At 45.6% G+C, this 22,087-nt stretch carries 15 protein-coding genes and 1 pseudogene; 6 read left to right on the plus strand and 10 right to left on the minus strand.

Features of this window, described 5'->3' with window-relative positions; translation table 11 throughout:
- Positions 1-21: 21 nt before the first annotated feature.
- Positions 22-1,482 carry an NADH-quinone oxidoreductase subunit N gene (locus EWU21_RS06405; protein ID WP_130895991.1) on the minus strand — a complete coding sequence of 487 codons (1,461 nt, stop codon included), beginning with the start codon at positions 1,480-1,482 and terminating at the stop codon, positions 22-24.
- An 8-nt stretch (positions 1,483-1,490) separates the two neighbouring features.
- On the minus strand, positions 1,491-4,319 hold the full coding sequence (gene uvrA, locus EWU21_RS06410) for an excinuclease ABC subunit UvrA (RefSeq protein ID WP_130895992.1): 2,829 nt from the start codon (positions 4,317-4,319) through the stop codon (positions 1,491-1,493).
- 43 nt (positions 4,320-4,362) lie between these two features.
- On the opposite strand from uvrA, the gene EWU21_RS06415 reads away from it, so the two are divergent.
- Both EWU21_RS06415 and EWU21_RS06420 read left to right on the plus strand, forming a co-directional pair.
- A complete protein-coding gene (locus EWU21_RS06415; RefSeq protein WP_130895993.1) occupies positions 4,363-4,947 on the plus strand; it encodes a hypothetical protein in 585 nt (194 codons plus the stop codon).
- A 78-nt stretch (positions 4,948-5,025) separates the two neighbouring features.
- The gene (locus EWU21_RS06420) at positions 5,026-6,003 is read left to right on the plus strand and encodes a ribonucleoside-diphosphate reductase small subunit (protein WP_130895994.1); all 978 of its coding nucleotides are present in this window, start codon (positions 5,026-5,028) and stop codon (positions 6,001-6,003) included.
- Positions 6,004-6,063: 60 nt separating this feature from the next.
- On the opposite strand, the gene EWU21_RS06425 is transcribed toward EWU21_RS06420, so the two are convergent.
- Positions 6,064-6,624: a HupE/UreJ family protein gene (locus EWU21_RS06425; RefSeq protein WP_130895995.1), complete on the minus strand. Its 561-nt coding sequence runs from the start codon at positions 6,622-6,624 to the stop codon at positions 6,064-6,066.
- Between the two features lie 60 nt (positions 6,625-6,684).
- Here EWU21_RS06425 and EWU21_RS06430 point away from each other — a divergent pair, with 60 nt between their 5' ends.
- Both EWU21_RS06430 and EWU21_RS06435 read left to right on the plus strand, forming a co-directional pair.
- Entirely contained in the window at positions 6,685-8,271 is a 1,587-nt protein-coding gene (locus EWU21_RS06430; protein WP_130895996.1) for a GMC family oxidoreductase, read from the plus strand.
- A gap of 32 nt (positions 8,272-8,303) precedes the next feature.
- A complete protein-coding gene (locus EWU21_RS06435; protein ID WP_130895997.1) occupies positions 8,304-8,741 on the plus strand; it encodes a nuclear transport factor 2 family protein in 438 nt (145 codons plus the stop codon).
- On the opposite strand, the gene bioA is transcribed toward EWU21_RS06435, so the two are convergent.
- From bioA to EWU21_RS06450, 3 genes are read right to left on the minus strand one after another with little or no spacing between them, the layout of a single operon-like run.
- Complete coding sequence (gene bioA, locus EWU21_RS06440; protein ID WP_130895998.1) at positions 8,713-9,990, minus strand: adenosylmethionine--8-amino-7-oxononanoate transaminase; 1,278 nt, start codon at positions 9,988-9,990, stop codon at positions 8,713-8,715. The two genes, EWU21_RS06435 and bioA, sit on opposite strands and share 29 nt — an antisense overlap.
- Positions 9,983-10,582 (minus strand): dethiobiotin synthase, encoded by a 600-nt coding sequence (gene bioD / locus EWU21_RS06445; protein WP_130895999.1) that lies wholly within the window; start codon positions 10,580-10,582, stop codon positions 9,983-9,985. The genes bioA and bioD overlap by 8 nt, the downstream gene beginning before the upstream one ends.
- Positions 10,579-11,697, minus strand: coding sequence for an aminotransferase class I/II-fold pyridoxal phosphate-dependent enzyme (locus tag EWU21_RS06450; protein WP_130896000.1), 1,119 nt, complete (start codon positions 11,695-11,697; stop codon positions 10,579-10,581). Before EWU21_RS06450 ends, bioD begins: the two co-directional genes overlap by 4 nt.
- A gap of 566 nt (positions 11,698-12,263) precedes the next feature.
- Between EWU21_RS06450 and rho the strand changes: the two are divergent.
- Positions 12,264-13,412, plus strand: a pseudogene (gene rho / locus EWU21_RS06455) (transcription termination factor Rho); the annotation flags it as partial.
- Positions 13,413-13,428: 16 nt separating this feature from the next.
- Positions 13,429-14,211: a 4,5-DOPA-extradiol-dioxygenase gene (gene ygiD / locus EWU21_RS06460; RefSeq protein WP_130896001.1), complete on the plus strand. Its 783-nt coding sequence runs from the start codon at positions 13,429-13,431 to the stop codon at positions 14,209-14,211.
- On the opposite strand, the gene rocD is transcribed toward ygiD, so the two are convergent.
- The 4 genes from rocD to gcvP all read right to left on the minus strand — a co-directional run bounded on the left by rocD (position 14,208) and on the right by gcvP (position 21,991).
- A complete protein-coding gene (gene rocD, locus EWU21_RS06465; protein WP_130896002.1) occupies positions 14,208-15,425 on the minus strand; it encodes an ornithine--oxo-acid transaminase in 1,218 nt (405 codons plus the stop codon). The two genes, ygiD and rocD, sit on opposite strands and share 4 nt — an antisense overlap.
- The gene (locus tag EWU21_RS06470; RefSeq protein WP_130896003.1) at positions 15,422-16,597 is read right to left on the minus strand and encodes an acetyl-CoA C-acyltransferase; all 1,176 of its coding nucleotides are present in this window, start codon (positions 16,595-16,597) and stop codon (positions 15,422-15,424) included. The genes rocD and EWU21_RS06470 overlap by 4 nt, the downstream gene beginning before the upstream one ends.
- 11 nt (positions 16,598-16,608) lie before the next feature.
- The gene (locus tag EWU21_RS06475; RefSeq protein ID WP_130896004.1) at positions 16,609-19,014 is read right to left on the minus strand and encodes a 3-hydroxyacyl-CoA dehydrogenase/enoyl-CoA hydratase family protein; all 2,406 of its coding nucleotides are present in this window, start codon (positions 19,012-19,014) and stop codon (positions 16,609-16,611) included.
- Positions 19,015-19,144: 130 nt separating this feature from the next.
- Positions 19,145-21,991, minus strand: a complete 2,847-nt coding sequence (gene gcvP, locus EWU21_RS06480; protein WP_130896005.1) for an aminomethyl-transferring glycine dehydrogenase — start codon at positions 21,989-21,991, stop codon at positions 19,145-19,147.
- Positions 21,992-22,087: the final 96 nt, after the last annotated feature.

Consider the following 22,087-nt stretch of genomic DNA (forward strand, 5'->3'; position numbering starts at 1 on the left):
ATTTTTTTATTTTTTTATCGACTATTTCCAAAGGTTTGTCAAGACCGCTGGGAATAATAGAGATGCCATCAAAATCGCGGTTAAAAATCCGTAAGAGTAGATTTCGAGCGAAGTCAAATCCGCCCAAAGACGGGTTTTTTCTGTCGATTTTTTGAAATACAATTGGAAGGGAATTTTCAAATAATAAAAGAGTGAAATGGCGGTCACTAAAATAGCTACAATGAGTAAAATGAGCAGGCCGATAGCGGTCGTCGTTTCATAGTTTGACCACAACAAACTGAAGTAGGTCATCTTCGCAATAAAGGTTCCAGCTGGTGGTAATCCCACTAAGGCCACAAGTCCTGTGAGCAAGAAAAAGGAAGGTAAAGGTTTCTCAGAACCTAGCCCAGCAAAAGACGTGATCTTATCCGCTGCCGAATCGTCAATTAGATAGAAAACCAATAAACTGGCGATACTATATAAGAAGCCATAAAATAGAATTGCATCCAATGCCTGAATCGGTTGGAAGAACCAAGCCATCGCTAGAAAGCCGCCATGCGCGATGCTGGAGTAGGCGAGGAGACGTTTGGTATTGTTTTGGCCCAATGCTCCTAAATTTCCCACCAACAAAGTCAGTATCGCTAAAACAGCTAATTCATTCGCATAGGAAATGGGTAAACCGGGTAGCAAACGAACGCCCACAAAGGCTATTGCTAGTTTAGGTGCAGTCGAAATCCAAGTCATCCAGGCGGCCGGCAATTGCTCCATTACGTCTGGATTCCAGGGATGAAAAGGCGCCCAAGACATCTTGAACAATAAGCCCACCGCAAAAAGTCCTAAAGCAAAACCGCGCAAATAAGGGTCTGCCACTGAAATGCCTCGAGAGAAATCTACGCTCGTGAAATCTAAGGTCCCTGTCAGACCATACAGCAAAGAAATGCCGTAAATAAATAGGGCAGAGGACCCAAGTCCGAATAAAACATAGGGTAAACTGGCCCGCGAGGACTCTTTTCGAAGGCTCACTAGTACATAAGTACCCATCGACATCAATTCGATCGACAAGAATAAACTCAAGGCATTCGAGCTCAAACTACTTAATAAAGCGCCCAACAAAATGGAAAGGAAGCCGGTTAATTCTTCGAAGGTGAGGGATTTTTTATGGATTTGATTCATCAAAATGAGTAAAAATCCAATTCCTAAAATCAATGTATTGATGGCATTCGATCCTAAATTCACCTCAAATAAGCCGGAGGCAAAGGAGCCGGTTGAACCTAATTCAGATCGTTGAAAGCTGAGTGATAAGGCTAACAAAAGGGGGATTTGACAGGTAAAATAGCGCCAAGACGTACTAAATTTCTCTGTTTTGCCATGTAAAAATAATTCAATCAACAGGCTAAATAAGATCGTTCCCGCCACGATCAATTCAGGGATCGCTAGGTGTAATCCGGCCGTTATGGACTGGATTCTTTCTGCGAGCTGAGTGAGGTTAGAAAACGTGGACATGTACGAATTTACAGTTTTTGGCTTAAATAATGAGCGGTTGGGTTGTTTTTCAGGCCTTTCATCTCCTCAGGAGTACCTTGGAATGTAATATAGCCCCCATTTTCGCCCCCTTCGGGTCCTAAATCAATAATGTGGTCAGCGCATTTAATCACCTCCATATTGTGCTCAATGATCACCACCGAATCCCCCTGTTCTACTAAATCGTTCATGGCTTTTAAGAGCTTTTTAATGTCGTGGAAGTGAAGACCCGTGGTAGGTTCGTCAAAGATAAACAGGGTCTTGCCTTTGTTTGGATTTCCTTTGCCTAGGAAGCTGGCGAGTTTCACGCGCTGTGCTTCTCCACCGGAAAGCGAGTTCGAGGATTGACCTAATTTGATATAGCCCAAGCCTACTTGGAAAAGGGGATCGATTTTATCGGCGATACGCGGTTGTTTCTCGCGGAAGAATTCCACGGCTTCTTCGACGGTTAAATCGAGGATTTCTGAGATATTTTTATCCTGGAATTTGACGTCCAAAATTTCCTGCTTGAATCGGGATCCACCGCAAGATTCGCAAGGCAGCTTAATATCTGCCATGAATTGCATTTCGATGGTGATTTCTCCCTCGCCTTGACATACCTCGCAGCGTCCACCTTCTACGTTGAAGGAGAAATGGGCGGGTTTGTAGCCACGGGCTTTCGCCACTGGAAGTTCAGAATACAAGGCTCTAATGGCGTCGTAGGCCTTAATGTAAGTAACTGGATTCGAGCGAGATGATTTTCCGATCGGCTGTTGATCAACCATTTCGATGCTCGCCACCTTGTTTGTGCTGCCTTTAATTTCACGGAATCGCCCCGTTTCTTCGGTGCCTTGTTGCAATAAACGAAGCATCGCAGGGTACAAAATTTTACGAATTAAGGTGGATTTTCCAGAGCCACTTACACCCGTTACAACTGTCATGATGCCTAAAGGAATCGCAACGTCCACGTTTTTTAAATTATTTTCAGAAGCTCCGGTGATTTCGATTTGAGCTAATGGTTTACGTCTAAAGTAGGGCACTTCGATGCGATCTTCGCCGCTTAGGAAGCGCAAGGTATGGCTGTCGGTAGTTTTGTTCGCCAAAGCCTCTGTTAAATTCCCCTGAAAGATCAAATTCCCGCCATGGCGACCTGCTTCTGGACCGATGTCGATAATCTGATCTGCCGCGCGCATTACTTCCTCCTCATGTTCCACGACGATGACCGTGTTTCCCATGTTTTTCAACATCTCTAACACCGAAATCAATCGTTCAGTATCCCTAGGATGCAAACCGATGCTAGGTTCATCTAAAATATACATCGAACCTACCAAAGCACTGCCCAGCGATGTCGCTAATTTAATACGTTGAAATTCGCCTCCAGATAAGGTGGAGCTCAATCGATTCAGCGTTAAATAGCCTAAACCCACCCGGTCCATATATTCCAAGCGGTTGTTAATCTCGATTAGAATTCGCCTGGAAACCTGCTGATCGTGCTCGTTCAGCTCCAGTTTTTCAAAGAAAGCTTTCGTTTTCGATAGGGGCCAAAGCACCAAATCGACTAAGGACGTTCCTGCAATCTTCACGTAACCTGCATCCATTCGCAAGCGTGAACCCTGGCATTCTGGGCAATTCGTCTTGCCGCGGTAACGCGATAGCATCACCCGGTATTGAATCTTATAGGTTTCCTTTTCTAGGTGATCAAAGAAATGTGTCAGGCCTGCAAAATACTTATTCCCGGTCCACAGTACTTTTTTCTCTGCCACACTAAGATCCTTGTATGGACGGTGTATCGGAAAATCAAATTGAACCCCATTTCGAAGTAATGGACTAAGCCATTCACTCATTCGCTCGCTTCGCCACGGTGCAATGGCTCCCTCATAAACAGATAAATCGTGGTCTGGAAAAACTAAGTCCGGGTCTAAACCCAGGACTTTGCCATAACCCTCGCAATTGCGGCATGCGCCGTAGGGATTATTGAAGGAGAACAAGTTCAAACTTGGCTCCTCAAAAACCATTCCATCTAATTCGAATTTATTCGAGAAGATGTCGCGCTTTCTGCCTTCGATTTCAATCCAGCAAACGCCTTCTCCCTCGAAATAGGCGGTTTGGACGGAATCACCTACGCGAAATTGCGTCTCTTCATCGTCTTTTTTAGAGACTAACCGGTCAATCAAAATCGCGATCTCCGCCGGTTTCTTCGCGAGCTTTTGTACATGAGCTGGGTCCTCCACTAACTCCTCCAAGGCAATGATTTCGTCTTGGAATTTTAGGCGAGAATACCCTTTCTGGATGAGTAATTGACACTCGTTTTCTAGGCTTCTGTCCTCGTGATGAACGAGTGGGGCTAGGATGAGGATTTTCTTGCCGTCGTTTTGGGCAATAAAATCCACGATATGAGAGACCGAATCTTTGCGCACTTCCTTTCCGGAAACCGGGGAAATGGTGCGGCCGATGCGGGCAAAAAGCAATTTTAAATAATCGTAGATTTCTGTGGTGGTACCTACCGTGGAACGTGGGTTCTTTGTGTTGACCTTTTGTTCAATGGCGATCGCTGGCGAGACACCCTTGATATAATCCACCGCGGGCTTTTCCATACGTCCCAAAAACTGCCGCGCGTAGCTGTTCAGACTTTCGACGTACATTCTTTGGCCCTCCGCAAACAAGGTATCAAAGGCCAAGGAAGACTTTCCGGATCCCGACAATCCCGTAATAACTACGAGCTGATTGCGTGGAATCGCCACATCCACTCCTTTTAAATTGTGCACGCGCGCACCTTTGATGATGATGTGCGTTTTCGGATCACAATTATCTATGTTATGCTTTGCCTGTGGGGAGTTCATTTTACAAAAATATCCTTTAATTTTGGTAATCAATTTAAGCCAAATGAAAAAACTGTTTTTATTCTTTTCACTCCTGACTTTTGTGGGAGTTTCAGAGGTCTTCGCCCAAGAACCGGTGGTCATTAAAGAGGAGGGTGCTGAGGGTGATTTAGATGTGGAAAAGGACGTCCGAGAATTACCTTTTCGCCAACGCTTACATTTTGGTGGAGGAATCAGTGGCCTGAGTTTTGGAAACCCGACGAGCATCGGGGTTTCGCCCATGGTGGGTTATTCACTGACGAATAATGCGATGGTGGGTGTGGGTTTAATTTATCAGTATTATTCTGCGAATTATGGCTCATTAGGCACTTATTCGAGTAATCTTTTAGGTCAAAAAATCTTTATTCGCCAGCAAGTTCCCGCTTTGAGTCAGGTCATTGGCCAAGCGTACCTAACAGGACAAGTGGAGAACTACAACAATCTTTCTAATAACACTGGAATTTCGTATGCTAATCCAGTACTAGTAGGAGTGGGAATAGGATCTAAAATGGGTCTTAATTTTTCGATTATGTATGACTTGAATTATACGGCTGGGCGCTCTCCATATGGCTCAGCGCTGGTTGTTCAAGTAGGCGGATTTTTCTTTTAAAATTTAAAACAATTTAGGCCTGTTATTGGTCTTGTATATCAGGTAGAATTTCTTAATTTCGAGTTCAATTTAATTTATATGTCAACGATAGCAGTAGAACCCTTATTGGTTGAGGATCCCAACCGTTTTGTGCTTTTTCCGATTAAGCACGATGATATTTGGCAATTTTATAAGAAGGCGGAAGCGTCTTTCTGGACAGCTGAAGAGATCGATTTATCTCAAGATTTAGCGGACTGGAAAAAGATGAACGATGGCGAGCGTCACTTCGTTTCACACGTTTTGGCATTCTTCGCTGCATCGGATGGTATCGTAAATGAAAATTTAGCGAATAACTTCTTGAAAGAAGTGCAATACGCAGAGGCGAAATGTTTCTATGGTTTCCAAATCATGATGGAAAACATTCACTCAGAAACGTATTCCCTTTTAATTGATTCCTATATCAATGATCCGAAAGAAAAAGATCACCTTTTACGTGCGATTGAGACAATCGATTGCGTCAAGAAAAAGGCGGATTGGGCTTTGAAATGGATCGAATCAGACAATTTTGTAGAACGTTTAATTTCGTTCGCAGCGGTAGAAGGTATTTTCTTCTCTGGTTCATTCTGCTCTATTTTCTGGTTAAAGAAACGTGGTTTAATGCCTGGTCTTTCGTTCTCGAACGAATTGATCTCGCGTGACGAAGGTTTACACTGTGATTTCGCGTGTTTATTATATGCAGATCACATTAAAAATAAATTACCTCAAGAGCGTATCTACGAAATCATTTTAGATGCGGTAGAGATCGAAAAAGAATTCGTAACCGTGGCATTACCGGTTTCATTGATCGGTATGAACGCGGAGATGATGTGTCAATACATCGATTTCGTGGCAGACCGTTTATTGGTTTCTTTGGGATGCAAGAAGCACTACAATGCGACAAATCCATTCGACTTTATGGAGATGATCTCTTTACAAGGAAAAACAAACTTCTTCGAGAAGCGTGTGGCAGAATACCAAAAATCAGGTGTCATGTCTGATAAGGAGTCTATGTCATTCTCTTTAGATGAAGACTTTTAGTCCTCTGAAATTCCAGGAAAAGGCCTCGATGAAAATCGGGGCTTTTTTTATGGCCAGCGATTATGGCCAACGTTCCAGGATCATGGGAAGGACTAAGCCGATGGTGATGCCTGAAATGACTTGGATGTAGGCCGTTTGCTTCCATTTTAATACGTGAAGCGAAAGGATGGAGGAAGCAAGTATCAGGGCAACTACGACTAATTGACCTATTTCTAGGCCGATATTAAAGGATAATAAAGGCGTAAATAGGGAACTTTCGGCACCTAGCAAACTTTGCAAATAGTTCGAAAAACCTAAGCCGTGGATCAGCCCAAAAAAAGCAACCACGCCGTATTTATAGCGTTGCTCCGTGTGAATCAGATTGCTGATAGCAGCTACTAAAATCGTACAAGGAATCAAGAATTCAACCCAGGCGATATTCACCTGGATCAGCTGTAGAGTGGCTAAAGCTAAAGTAAATGAATGTCCCAGCGTAAAGGCGGTCACAAGCCAAAGTAATTTTTTGTAGTCTGTGACTACATAAACGCAAGTCAGCGATAGAATAAACAAAAGGTGGTCTAATGCGGCCCAATTCAGGATGTGCCCGAGGCCTAAAGAAAAGTAGACAGAAAAATTGCTCACAGAGAATTGTTTATTGGTCAAAAATAGGGATATTCAAAGAGAAAATGGTAGACTTATTCTATGAAATTTGATTACATCATTGTGGGGGCCGGTACGGCAGGCTGCGTTTTAGCTCACCGCTTATCCGAAAATCCCCTGAACCAGGTGCTTTTGATCGAAGCGGGAGGAGATTTTAGGGATCCCCGCATATCCATGCCATCGGCCTACTCCTTATTGAATCATACCTATTTAAATTGGAATTTTTTCACGGAACCGCAGCCGCATTTGGGGGGGCGTCGGATCTACCAGCCTCGGGGAAAAACGGTAGGCGGAAGTTCTGCGATTAATTGCATGGCATATATCCGCGGAAATAGAGCCGATTATGACGCTTGGGCGGCTTGGGGTTGTGACGGTTGGTCTTACCAAGATGTGCTGCCCTATTTCAAAAAGTCAGAGGATAACGAAGATTTTCAAAACGAATACCACGGAAGGGGTGGCCTGCACCGAGTGGCGAAGAATCGGCATTTGACGATTTTTGGGGATGCTTTCATTGAAGGCTGTGCCATGGTAGGGATTCCAGCGAATCCCGATTTCAATGGGGCGAAGCAGGTAGGAGCCGGATTATTTCAGTTCAATATTCAAGACGGCGAAAGGGCATCCGGTGCGAAAGCTTTTATTCAACCAGCACTTTCTCGTAAAAACCTACACATCCAGACCTCTTTTCAGGTCGCTTCCTTAGTGATTCAGGGAGAAAAGGTGACTGGGTTGAAAGGCTATAAATTGGGTTCTAAGAAGCCTATCGAATTCGAAGCTTCTGAAGTGATTTTATCAGCTGGTGCTTTCCAAAGCCCACAAATCTTGCAACTATCCGGCATCGGCGATGCGGCAGAATTGAAAGCACACGGAATCGACTCCCGCCTAGAACTACCTGGTGTGGGGAAGAATTTGTCTGATCACTTGTTTGTGAATATGAACGCGCAGGCCAGTACAAAGGGTCAGTCGTATAACGTGGCTTTGGGGGTGAAAAACTACCTGGATTATACGTTTAATAAACAGGGACCATTAGCCTCGAGTCCTTTAGAGGCCGCGGCTTTCTACGATTCGGTGAATCAATCGGATGTGCCTGATTTACAGTTTCATTTCTCTTCTGCATGGGCGGCCGATATGTACGATTATAGTAAATTGCCGCTAAGCGATGGATTTACCATTCTGCCTACCTTACTAAAGCCCAAAAGTCGTGGAACAGTTAGCCTGCGTTCTGCGGATTACCATGACGCACCGGTCATTGATCCGCGTTATTTATCCGAGAAAGAGGACCTCGAAACCTTGAAGCGTGGAGTGCGCATCGCACGAGATATCGTGTTGTCTACAGCGTTTGACGGATTAAGAAAAGGATCGGAATTGAATTATCCATCAGGACCTTGGAGCGAAGAACTAATCGAAAAACACATCGAGCAAGCCACGGAATGCGTATATCATCCGGTGGGAACCTGTAAGATGGGAACGGATGCGGAGGCGGTTTGCGATCCTACTACATTGCGCGTTCGCGGTTTGCAAGGGTTGCGAGTGGTGGATGCGTCGATTATGCCGGATGTGATTTCGGGGAATACGAATTCCGCGGTGGTCATGATTGCGGAGAAGGCAGCGGATTTAATTTTGAGTAAATAACCCGCGCGAAAGCGTTTTAAAACAAAAAGAAAATGAAGAAAGTATTGATTTTATTTTGTTTGTTGGCACCGATGATCGGCTTTGCGCAAAATGAGGAATCCCTTAAAGAAGCAGAATTAAGTCGATTTAAGTACCTAGTAGCGAAAGACCGTGCGGGTCTAGAATCGGTTATTCACAAGGAACTTGTCTACTTCCACTCGAGTGGTGTACAAGATTCGAAGGATAGTTACATTGCGTCCGTTTTATCTGGGAAATCGATTTATTTGTCTATCACTCCGGAAGAAATGCAACAACGGGTGTATGGCAATACGGGAATTAATACCGGTATCATTGTGATTCAGCAGCCCGCAGCTGACGGAGGCCAAACTCCTTTGCGCGTTCGTTTTACCGATGTGTTCTTGTATGCGGATAAGTGTTGGCAAATGGTTTCTTGGCAAGCCACTAAATTAGCCCCTGCGCAAAAGCCTTAATTTTATCGTAGATATACGCTAAATCCTCGTCTTCAATACAATAGGGGGCGAGGATATAGATGGTGTTTCCTAATGGACGCATTAAAATGCCTTGCTCCAAGAAGTAGCGATAGATATCATCTCGGATGGAGTGTAAATAGCCATCTTTCTCACCCGTTTCTACTTCCATCGCCAGGATACTGCCGTGAATTCGCACATTTTTTAGGATGGTATGATTCTTCAGCGTTTCCGCAAACGCCCGATGACGAGATTCCACGCGCGCAATAGACGCCCAGGTTTCTTCTTTTTCCATTAAATCCATACTCGCATTGGCTGCCGCGCAGGCTAATGGATTTGCCGTAAAGGAGTGAGAATGGAACATCATTTTACGGCGATCATTCGATAGAAATGATTGAAAAATTGTTTCACTGCAAAGGGTTAACCCCATGGCCATCATGCCGCCGGTTAGGCCTTTGGAAAAGCAAACGATGTCTGGTTTTTCTGCCAAATAATCCATGGCAAACCATTTCCCCGTACGACCAAATCCGGTCATGATTTCATCCGCAATGCAGAACATTCCTTTCTCATGTGCCATTCGTATCAACGCATCCAAGGTCGACGCCTCGTACATTTTCATTCCTCCCGCACCCTGAATGAGGGGTTCAAAGATGAAAGCGGCATATTCGTCTGCGTTTATGGCAGACATCGCTGTAAGGCAGTCTTGAGCATTTAAAGGACTAGGCAGGAATTCTACCTCGAAAAGCATATCCTGAAACGGGTCATTAAAGGAACTCGGCGCCCCTAAACTCATCGCCCCAAAGGTGTCACCATGGTAGGCATCTGCAAAAGCGAGAATTTTTCTACGCTTGGTGTTTCCTTGGTTGTGGAAGAATTGCAAGGCCATTTTGATGGCTACCTCCACAGCGGTGGAGCCATTGTCTGAGAAGAAAACGCGCTCAAAATTAGCGGGTAAATGGCTTAATAAACGTTCCGAAAGTCGAACCGCCGGTTCATGGGTAAATCCGGCAAAGATGACTTGTTCGAGCTGTAGGGCTTGTTCGTACACTTTTTGAGCTAAATACGGATGCCCATGGCCGTGTGTATTCACCCACCAAGACGAAATTGCGTCGATGTATTTTTTACCGTCTGTATCAACTAAATACGCACCTTTTCCACTCGCAATCGGAATCGAAATAGGTTCGATTTGGTGTTGCGTAAACGGGTGCCAAATGACCGCCGCATCCCGTAAAGCTAAATTCTCCTTAGACATGGATTTTATTTGCATACGAAGCGATAACCGCTTCATTGATTTCTGATTCTGTATTCACGCGCAAAATAAGTGGCAAACCGGTATGATTCAAAATAAATTTCTCGCCTGACGGATTTTCGGGTCCATTGAACACGATTCCGGCCATTGGAATTCCGTGCTGTTTTAATAGCTCGTAACTTAACAAGGTATGATTCAGGCTGCCTAAATAGTTTTTGCTCACTAAAATGACCGGCAAATTCAGGTGTTTGATCAAGTCTAGATTCGTCTGTTGATCATTCAATGGCACCATAATTCCACCGGCTAATTCGACGATTAAGGTCTGATCAGTGGGGATTTTAAAGCTATCCAGTGAGATTGTTATCCCATCGATCTCTGCCGCTGAATGCGGGGACATGGGTTGGGTTAACGCATAGGTGGACGGGTGAACCGTGGCCGATGGAACCCAATTGCGGATCCAATAGGCGTCTCCCGTATCTAAATCCCCGGCTTGAACCGGTTTCCAATAATCAGCTTTTAATCCAGCTGTTAAAATGGCGGAAACAACGGTTTTTCCGATTTCGGTACCGATTCCGGCGACGATAAATTGTTTCATTCGAGTGCTTGGATGAGGGAAAGTAGTTGTTCTGATGTATGGTTTGCGCTGAGCGTAATTCTGATGCGCTCTTTGCCTTTTGCTACCGTGGGGAAAACAATAGGTTTGATGGCGAATTCGTTGGCGGAGGCTGCTTTGGCTCGCACGGCTTCGTTTCCGGTGACGAAGAAGGTCTGGATGGCGGTTTGGCTATCCCCCCAGGCATCCGAATGGCAGTTTGCGCGGAAGAAAGCGATGTTTTCTTGCAGTTTTTGTCTGGCTTCGTTTTGGGAAGGTAAATAGTGCAAAGTGCTTAAAAGCGCGGAAACGTGTGCGGGCGTGGGTGCTGTGGAATAAATGAACGGTCTAGCGAAGTTCACGAGGTATTCTTTGAGGGCCAAAGACCCCAGGACCACCGCTCCCGCATTTCCCCAAGCTTTTCCAAAGGTGATTACGCGCGCAAATACGTCCTCGCAAAGACCTAACTCAGACACTAAACCTTGTCCTTCTGGACCATAAACTCCTCCAGAATGCGCCTCATCCACGATGAGTTCGGCCTGGTATTTGTTTTTCAATGCCACTAATTCCGGGAGCGGAGCTACGTCGCCATCCATCGAATAAACCGATTCCACGACGATCCACTTGCGTGTTTCGGCAGGGTATTGGTCTAAAAGATGAACTAAGTCATCCAGGTTATTGTGTTTGAAGATGCGACGTTCGGCTTTGGAAAGACGTAATCCATCAATCAAACTCGCATGCAATAGTTTATCACAGAAAATAACTTCCCCTTCTTGTGGTAGAGAGGAGATCAAACCGATGTTTGCATCGTAGCCTGAACTAAATAGTAAAGCGGTTTCCGATCCATGAAAGGCGGCGCATTCTTTTTCGAATTGTTCGATTAAGGATGAATGTCCTGAAATAAGACGTGAGCCAGTAGCGCCATTTTTGCGAGCCTCTGCAGGTAAGGCCTCAAAATCGCGCGCGATAGACGCTGCGAGAACGGGATCACCTGCTAAACCCAGGTAATCGTTTGAGCAGAAATCCGTGCGGCCATCCAGTACGGATAATTGCCTGAACAAGCCCTCTTTACGACGGGATTCCAAAAGGTCAATAAGCTGCTGCTGAATGTTTTCCATAGATTCTTGTGCTGCAAAACTACGAAATAATCGCTGTGGACGTGTATTTTATCATTTAATTGATTTTAAAGCCCAAATTTTGGCCTAAAACCTTGACAATTCCCCGCTAATACCGTAGTATTGTAAGTCGATTCTGACAATTCAACGAGTCAACATCCCCGAACTTTCTCATTTGACACACATTCTGACAGACATGTCTGTTGTCAATCTCAATTAATCATTCCCCCTTTATGGAAGATAAGCCTATCAAAAGAGTAAAAAAAGCACAAGAAGAAGATTCATCATCAAACGAACGACCTAAGCGTCAACGAATTAAGAAGAGCAACGAAGAGGCCCCTTTGTTACCGATGGGAAACCAGACTGAAGCATCACCTGAAGCATCACCTGAAGCGGAGGCACCTATCGAATACAAAGAAGTAGCAGCCCCTGAAGAATTCTTAGTCGATACTTCCTTTATCACCAGCACAGAAAACACAAAAGACGAGGTGTCTCCCACGGATGCACCAGTCGATGTAGATAAATTACCGAAAGAAGAGGCGCCAGCACCGGTGCATCACCACAAACCACGTTCGAATTACAACCAGGTCATCAAGGAATTAGATGGATTGATCGAGAACGAGGGTGTTTTAGAAATTATGCAAGAAGGCGGATACGGATTTATGCGTTCGTCTGATTACAATTACTTGGCTTCTCCAGATGATATTTATGTGTCGCCATCACAAATCAAAATGTTTGGTTTGAAGACGGGAGACACGATTTTAGGAAAGATTCGTCCGCCTAAAGAGGGTGAGAAATATTTCGCTTTGTTGAAAGTGGAATCAGTGAATGGAAAGACGACGGATGAGATTCGCGACCGGATCAATTTTGAATATTTGACGCCTTTATTCCCAGAGGAAAAGTTGAACTTGTCTTCTACGCCGGATAATTATTCGACGCGTATTTTGGACTTATTCGCGCCTATCGGTAAGGGCCAAAGGGGTATGATCGTTGCCCAGCCTAAAACGGGTAAAACGGTATTGTTGAAAGACATCGCCAATGCGATTTCCCGCAACCACCCAGAGGTGTATTTGATCATCTTATTGATCGATGAGCGTCCAGAGGAGGTAACGGATATGCAGCGTTCCGTGCGTGCAGAAGTAATTTCATCTACTTTCGATGAGCAAGCGGAGCGTCACGTGAAAGTGGCTAACCTGGTTTTAGAGAAGGCCAAAAGAATGGTGGAATGCGGCCACGATGTCGTTATCCTATTAGATTCAATTACACGTCTTGCACGTGCCTACAATACAGTGGTTCCATCTTCTGGTAAGATTTTATCCGGTGGTGTGGATGCCAATGCGCTTCACAAACCTAAGCGTTTCTTCGGTGCTGCGCGTAACGTCGAAAATGGCGGATCTTTAACCATCATCGCAACTGCCTTGATCGAAACAGGTTCGAAAATGGACGAAGTTATCTTTGAGGAATTCAAAGGAACGGGTAACATGGAATTACAATTAGATCGCAAGCTTGCGAACCGTCGAATCTATCCATCGATTGATGTGACGGCTTCAGGTACGCGTCGCGAGGATCTATTGATGGATCCAGCGGTGCTACAACGTGTTTGGATCTTGCGTAAGCACATGTCCGACATGAACTCGGTAGAGGCGATGGAATTCTTGCAACAGCAAATGAAAGGAACGAGGAACAACGAAGAGTTCTTAGTGTCCATGAATCGCTAAAGGAATAGATAGTATTATGTCAAACATACAGCCAGTTTGGTTCATTGGGCACGGAAGCCCGATGAACGCACTGGCAGACAATCCATTTACGGCATCATTGAATACGCTAGGGGCCTCTATTGCGCCACCTAAAGCCATTCTAGTAGTATCCGCTCATTGGTTAACGCGCGGTATTACCCAAGTGCAAGCGTCGCCGATGCCGGAGACGATCCACGATTTTGGAGGATTTCCGCGTGCCTTGCACGAATTTCAATACCCAGCACCGGGAAGCCCAGAAACTGCGAAAATGCTCGCTTCCGGCTCCCAAAAAATTCAAGAAACTACCGAATGGGGTTTAGATCATGGCGCCTGGTCGGTCCTTTGTCATCTTTTTCCGAATCACAATATTCCCTGTTTTGAGATGTCTATTGACTATTCTCAACCATTAGCCTACCACGTCACCCTCGCTCAGGAATTACAATTCTTACGGGAAAGAGGTGTTTTGATCGTGGGAAGTGGGAATATCGTACACAATTTACAGGCTAGCATACCGAACCTCTCGATGGGTCAGGAGCATTTCGCCTATGACTGGGCACAGGAATTTGATGCCTGGACCATGCAGAAGTTACTGGATAAGGATATTTCGAGTTTAGTGGATTATGCGCGTGCGCCGGGCGGATTAAAATCTGTACCCACGCCGGATCACTACATTCCGATGTTGTATGCGTTGGCTTTGGCCCGCAAAGACGAGACCGTGCGTTTCACGTACGATGAACTCGTGTACGGCGGAATCTCGATGCGCTGCTTCGAAATCGCTTAATAGCCCAGAAAAACTTTGTCGATGATGCTGCAAGCTTGATCCATCTCTGCACCCGTAATAGTGAGGGGAGGAGCTAGTCTTATTTTATTGCCGTGAGTCGGTTTCGCTAGCAATCCTTTCTTCATCAGATCCAAACAGATTTCCCAAGCCACGTGGCTATCCTCATCCGTATCGATTTCGATGGCACATAAAAGCCCTTTTCCTCTGACTGATTTAATTAAGGCCGTTTTATCACGCAAACTTTCTAGGAAGGTCAATAATTGCTGACCTCGAAGGGTGGCATTTTCGACTAAATCCTCGTCTTCGATGATATCGATGGCTACATTCGTAACTGCGCAGGCTAACGGATTTCCACCATAGGTCGAACCATGTTCACCAGGTTTAATGGTGAGCATAATCTCGTCGTTGCAGAGCACCGCTGAGACCGGCATAAATCCGCCAGAAAGCGCTTTGCCTAGTAATAAAATATCCGGATGAACTAATTCGTGGTGGCAAGCTAACCAGGCACCTGTGCGACCTAAACCGGTTTGGATCTCATCTGCGATGAAAAGTACTCGGTGTTTTTTGCATAAAGCTGCTGCCTTTTTTAAATAACCCGGCGACGGGATAACGACCCCAGCCTCGCCCTGAATAGGTTCCACCATAAATGCGGCCACGTGAGGGTTTTGTAATTTCTCTTCTAAAGCCGCTAAGTCATTGTAGGGAATACGATTGAAACCCGGAACAAAAGGACCGAAGTTGTGATAGGACGACGGATCATTCGAGGAGGAAACCGCCGCGATCGTTCTCCCCCAAAAATTTCCCTCCGCAAAAATAATTTCCGCTTGATTCGCCGGAACGCCTTTCACCTCATACGCCCATTTACGCGCTAATTTGATGGCAGATTCGCCGGCTTCTACACCCGTATTCATTAAGAGAACCTTTTCGTAGCCGAATTTCTCGGCTAATTTCTTCTCCGTTGAACCTAGTAGATTCGTGTGAAAAGCGCGGGAGCTGAGCGTTAAACGCGAAGCCTGCTCTGAAATGGCTTTCACTAACCGCGGGTGGCAATGTCCTTGATTTACCGCACTGTAGGCAGATAGAAAATCCAGGTATTTTTTCCCTGTCACATCATACACATGTACCCCTTCCCCGCGTTCTAAAACGACCGGCAGTGGATGGTAATTATGTGCTCCAAAATCAGACTCTAAATCAATGTACTCTTGTGGGGTCATAGCAATTCGTAAATTCCCGCTACCCCTTGACCGCCACCTACGCAGGCCGTGACCATACCGTATTTTTGGTTGCGTAGACGCATTTCGTTGAATAATTGGATGGATAATTTAGCGCCAGAACATCCTAGCGGGTGTCCTAAAGCAATGGCCCCACCGTTCACGTTCACGATGTTTGGATCAATATCGAGGGTTTTCATGACTGCCAAAGACTGCGCCGCAAACGCCTCGTTCAATTCAATTTGTTGAATATCTTTCAGTGTTAAACCGGCCTTTTTCAAGGCAATCGGAATCGCTTCTACCGGTCCAATGCCCATCAAACTTGGTTCCACACCCGCTGTCGCGTAGGAGACCATCCGAGCGATAGGCTCTAAATGTAGTTCTTTAACTAATTTCTCTGAAACGACTAAAACGAAGGCGGCTCCATCAGAAGTTTGGGACGCATTACCTGCGGTAACGGTTCCGCCCATCGCGAATGCCGGTTTTAATTTACCTAAAGCTTCGATGGTTGTATCTGCACGTGGACCCTCGTCTTCAGACACGGTCCAGCTTCGGGTTTGTTTCTTACCTGATTTGGCATCGAAATAATTCTCCGTTACTTCCACGGGAACGATTTGAGACGTGAATTTTCCCGCTTTTTGAGCTTCCAATGCTTTCATGTGAGAAGCAAAAGAGAACGCATCTTGCTCGTCGCGCGTCACGTTGTATTTCTTACTTACTTCCTCTGCCGTCAGACCCATTCCGATGTAATAATCCGGATGTTCGTTCGCGATTCCGTAGTTCAAGACCGTTTTGTGGCCCATCATCGGTAACATCGACATCGATTCAGTTCCACCAGCGATCACGCAATCGGCCATGCCAGAAGCCACTTTAGCAGAGGCCAAAGCAATCGCCTCTAAACCAGAACCGCAATAACGGTTGATGATAAAACCGGGAACGTTTTTAGGTAATGATAAAAGGGAAATGTAGCGCGCCATTTGCATCCCTTGCTCGGCTTCGGGAATGGCGTTGCCCACGATCAAATCGTCGACACGTGCCGGATCTAAATTAGGCACTTGCTTCATCAAATGTTTAATGACTTCCGCCGCTAAATCATCTGGACGCATCGTTCTGAAACCTCCTCTTTTGGCTTTTGCAACTGCTGTGCGGTAACCTGCTATGATATATGCATTCATCTTCGTACGATTTAATTTCTGAGTGGTTTACCGCCACCTAATAAACTTTGGATTCTGTCCATGGTCTTTTTCTCGCCACATAGTGAAAGGAAAGCTTCTCTTTCTAGGTCGAGTAAATACGTTTCGCTCACGACTTGCGGAGCGTCTAAATCGCCACCGCAGATCGCATAGGCTAATTTATTCGCAATTAAGGCGTCGTGTTCTGAGATGTAACGTCCCATTAACATGCCTTGGATGCCTGCTTTGAATAGGGCCAAACCTTGTTTTCCCTCCACCCAGACATCGTTGCGTCTCGCTTTTTGGACATATCCTGCGTCTGCTAAGGCCAAAGCCTCTCTTTTCGCCTCTGATATCACTTGATTGCGATTCAACACGATGCGATCCTGAGCGCGTAAATAATTCATCTCTCTCGCCTCGTGCGCCGAAGTACTCACGCGCGCCGTTGCGATATTCATAAAGGCCTCTTGCAAACGGTTCAACTCCACATCGCCTGTGCGACGTGCATCGCCCATTCTTAAAGCCATCTCTTTCGTTCCACCACCCGCAGGAATCAAACCGACCCCCACTTCAACTAAACCCATATATAATTCTGCATGAGCGACAATCTTATCTGCGTGTAAGTTGATTTCGCAACCACCACCCAAGGCTAAGGTATGTGGTGCCACCACTACCGGAATACCCGAGTAGCGCACGCGCATCATGGTTTCTTGGAAGGTCGCGATCATGTTGTTGATGTCGTCGAATTTCTGTTCCATCGCGAACATAAACAACATCCCTAAATTCGCGCCGGCAGAGAATGCCTCGTTCGACTCATTTCCGATCACTAAACCTTGGAAATCTTTTTCCGCCGTTGCGATTGCCTCTTGAATGCCTTCCAGCACCCCTTGGCCCATCGTGTTCATTTTCGAGTGGAATTCTAATCCCAAAATGCCATCGCCTAAATCCACGATGTGCATATCGTCGTTTGATGAAACAGTCTTCGTCGGCTTTAAGATCTGCAAATTGATTTGCTTCTCCGCTCCTGCAATCGCTTGGTATTTCTTAGTCGCAATGTCGTAGAACAAGCGCTTACCACCTTCCACTTTGTAGAAAGAAGTATGTCCTGCTGCCACCATCTCCGTTACCCAAGCTGCTGGTGCAAGACCCTCGGCTTTCATTAATTCGATTCCATTCACGACACCGATGGCATCCCAGGTTTCGAAGATCCCCATCTCCCAGCCAAAACCAGCGCAAATCGCTTGGTCAATTTTGACTAGATCATCTGCGATCTCCGGAATGCGATTTGACGCATAACGGAAACCATCTAAGATGGTTTTGCGGTAGAATTCGCCGGCTAAATCTTTTCCCGCTAATAAAAGCGCTAAGCGATCAGCTAGGTTATCGATCGCCTTTGAGCGATCTAAGGTTTCGAAATTCACGCGTTCTGCTGCGCGGTACTCAAATGTATTAAGATCAAGGCTCAGGATGACCGTTTTGCCTTTTTCGTCTTTGGTTTTCTTATAAAATCCTTGACCCGTTTTATCTCCCAGCCATTTGTTTTCCATCAAACGCTGTAACATCACTGGTAGGTTGAAAATCTCTTTGCTTTCGTCGTTTACTAAAGCGGCCTTCAAATTGTTCGCTACGTGAACGGTAGTGTCTAATCCGACTACATCCGAAAGACGGAATGTACCAGATTTAGGACGACCTACGACTTTGGACGTCAATTTATCGACTTGCTCTACCGTTAAGCCTAATTCCTCCACGACTTTCATCGTCTGCATCATCGAATAAACACCGATGCGGTTCGCGATAAAGGCAGGAGTGTCTTTACATAAAACGGCTGTTTTACCTAATTGAGTCTCGCCGTAGCCTAATAAGAATTCGATAATCGATTTGTCCGTTTTAGGACCTGGAATCACTTCGAATAAACGTAGGTAACGGGGAGGGTTGAAGAAGTGGGTTCCGCAGAAATGTTTTTGGAAATCTTCACTTCTACCTTCTGACATCAAATGAATCGGAATGCCCGATGTATTCGAGGTAACTAAGGTGCCCGGCGTGCGGAACTTCTCTACCTTTTCGTAGAGGGATTGTTTGATGGCTAGGTTTTCTACGACTACCTCCATGATCCAGTCCGCTGAACTGATTTCCGAAAGGTTGTCATCGAAGTTGCCTAGCTTGATGTTATTCGCAAAGCCAGCTGCGTAGAGCGATGCGGGCTTTGCTTTTATAGTTTGTTGAAATGCTGCGTTGACGATTCGGTTACGTACCGAAGGGTGTTCTAAACGAAGACCTTTGGCCTCTTCCTCTGGGCTCAAAGTCTGTGGTGCAATGTCCAATAAAAGGACCTGAACCCCAATATTTGCGAAATGACAGGCTATTCTTGAGCCCATAATTCCTGAGCCTAAAATGGCTACTTTTTTAATGGCACGATTCATATCTACGTTTTTAAATCTCGATGCGTAAATATAAATAAAAGGAATTATGTTATGCAAGCATACTAAATTTTATTTGCACAAAAAAAGGCGATCCCAAGGGACCGCCTTCCATGTAACGCGTAACGAAAAATTACATATAACTCTCCATCGGCTCGCAAGCGCAAACTAAGTTGCGGTCACCATACGCAGAGTCGATGCGAGAAACCGTAGGCCAAAACTTGTTCGCCTTCACATACGCCAGTGGGAATACCGCTTTCTCGCGTGAGTAAGGACGATCCCAATCGCCTAGTAAAACAGCTGATTGAGTATGTGGCGCGTGCTTCAACACGTTGTTTGCTTTGTCTGCTTTTCCTTCTTCGATCTCACGAATCTCCGCACGAATGCTTAAAAGCGCATCGCAGAAACGATCTAACTCGTCTTTGTTTTCAGACTCAGTAGGCTCAATCATTAATGTTCCAGCTACCGGGAATGAAAGGGTAGGCGCGTGGAAACCGTAATCCATTAAACGTTTCGCGATATCTTCTGCCTCTACGCCAGCCGAGATTTTGAACGGACGGCAATCCACGATCATCTCGTGAGCGCAACGTCCTTGTGAACCGGTATATAGGATAGGGAATTCTTTTTCCAAACGAGCCTTGATGTAGTTCGCGTTCAAGATCGCCGTTTCTGTCGCAGTCGTTAATCCTTTGCCGCCCATCATCGCGATGTAAGCATAGGAGATGGCCAAAATACTAGCTGATCCTACTGGTGCCGCAGAAACCGCACCCGAAGTTCCGTCATGTACGTGACCTGGTAAGAATGGAACTAACTGTGGCGCTACGCCGATAGGTCCCATGCCTGGGCCACCACCTCCGTGAGGGATACAGAAAGTTTTGTGCAAGTTCAAGTGACAAACATCCGCTCCGATGCGCGCAGGGGATGTTAAACCTACCTGTGCATTCATGTTCGCGCCGTCCATGTACACTTGACCGCCATTTTCGTGAATGATTTCACAAATCTCTTGGATGGTCTCCTCGAATACCCCGTGGGTACTTGGGTAGGTAACCATTAAGCAAGAGAGGTTGTCTTTGTGTTCCAAAGCTTTGGCCTTCAAATCAGCCACGTCAATATTTCCGTTCGCATCGCAAGGGGAAACAATCACCTTCATGCCAGCCATAACAGCTGATGCCGGGTTCGTTCCGTGTGCAGATGACGGGATGATGGCAATGTTACGGTGGTGATCTCCGCGAGAGGCGTGGTAGGCACGGATGGTCATCAAACCAGCGTATTCGCCTTGTGCTCCCGAGTTCGGTTGCATCGACATTTTCGCGAAACCAGTAATCTCACATAACCAATCATTTAATTCAGCGACCATTTGCTGGTAACCTTTCGTCTGAGAAGCCGGTGCGAAGGGGTGAATCTTGCCTAATTCTGGCCAAGTCACCGGAATCATTTCCGTCGTCGCATTCAATTTCATGGTACAAGAACCCAAGGAGATCATCGAATGAACCATCGATAAATCTTTTGATTCCAATGATTTCAAATAACGCAACATTCCGTGCTCGGAATGGTATTTATTGAAAACGCTGTGCGTTAAGAAAGTCGAGCTACGAGTTAACGCTGCTGGGATCGCCCAAGTAACGTTTTTCTCTGCTGTTTTCGCGCCTTTTAATGTCTCGAAGAACGAGATAATTTCGATTACGTCTGCTTCTTGCGTCGTCTCATCTAGAGAGATGCTTGTCGTAGTCGCCGTGTAACGTAAGTTGCGTTGTGCTTTTTCTGCCAAAACACGTAAGTCCGACGTCTGTGCTCCCGTCTGAATCGTCAGCGTATCGAAGTGGTTGGTGTTTTCTAAGGTAAATCCAAGTTTGCGTAAGTTAACCGCTAGTAATTCAGTCAAGCCGTATACTTTTTCGGCGATTTTCTTCAAGCCTGTTGGGCCGTGGTAGATCGCGTAAGAAGCTGCCATGATGGAAAGCAATACTTGCGCCGTACAGATGTTAGAGGTTGCTTTTTCGCGGCGAATGTGTTGCTCACGCGTTTGAAGCGCCATACGTAAAGCGCGGTTTCCTTCTGCATCCACCGAAACTCCGATGATACGTCCCGGAATATTACGCTTGTATTTTTCTTTCGTAGCGAAGAAACCGGCGTGCGGTCCTCCAAAGCCCATCGGTACCCCGAAGCGTTGGGAAACACCCACGACCGCATCAGCTCCCATTTCACCTGGAGGCGTTAATAAAGTCAAGGCTAATAAATCCGCTGCGACTACGACTTGTAAGCCGTTTTCTTTCGCTGCAGCGATTAGAGCACTATAATCAAATACCTCACCGTTAGAAGCAGGGTATTGTAACATCATTCCGTAGAAACGTGCGTCCGTAACGTCGAAAGTGCGGTGGTCACCCACCACGATTTCAATGCCGATAGGTTCAGCACGCGTTTTTAATAAGTCAATGGTTTGTGGCAAACATAATTCAGACACGAAATAAGCCTCAGCTTGATTGCGTTCTGCTGGTCTTTGGCCATATAACATCGTCATGGCTTCCGCTGCCGCCGTTCCTTCATCTAAAAGGGACGCGTTCGCTAATTCCATGCCAGTTAAGTCGATGATCATCGTTTGGTAGTTCAATAACATTTCCAAACGACCTTGTGCGATCTCCGCTTGGTAAGGCGTGTAGGCTGTGTACCAAGAGGGGTTCTCTAAAATGTTTCTCAAAATGACCGTCGGCACAATCGTATCAGAGTAACCTAAACCGATGTGTGATTTGAAGATCTGGTTTTGACCCATGACTTCTTTAAAATCACGCAAGAACGCGAATTCAGATTTCGGTTCTGGCAGGCGAAGACCTTGGGCTAAGCGGATTTTTTCTGGTACAGTTTGTTGAATAAGTGTGTCTAGGCTATCCACACCGATTGTTTTTAACATGGCGGTTATATCAGCCGCTTCTGCATTGTTGTGACGTAACGAGAAGTCTTCCTGATAAGTGTAATTTGGGGTCATAAATTCTGAGAATTTGGATGATAAAATCGCCACAAATTTAATCTTTTTTTAGCGATTTATTTTTAGATTCTTAACTTCGCTTTCTTAAATTTTGTT

This window comes from Aquirufa antheringensis (assembly GCF_004307425.1).
Taxonomy (GTDB): domain Bacteria; phylum Bacteroidota; class Bacteroidia; order Cytophagales; family Spirosomataceae; genus Aquirufa; species Aquirufa antheringensis.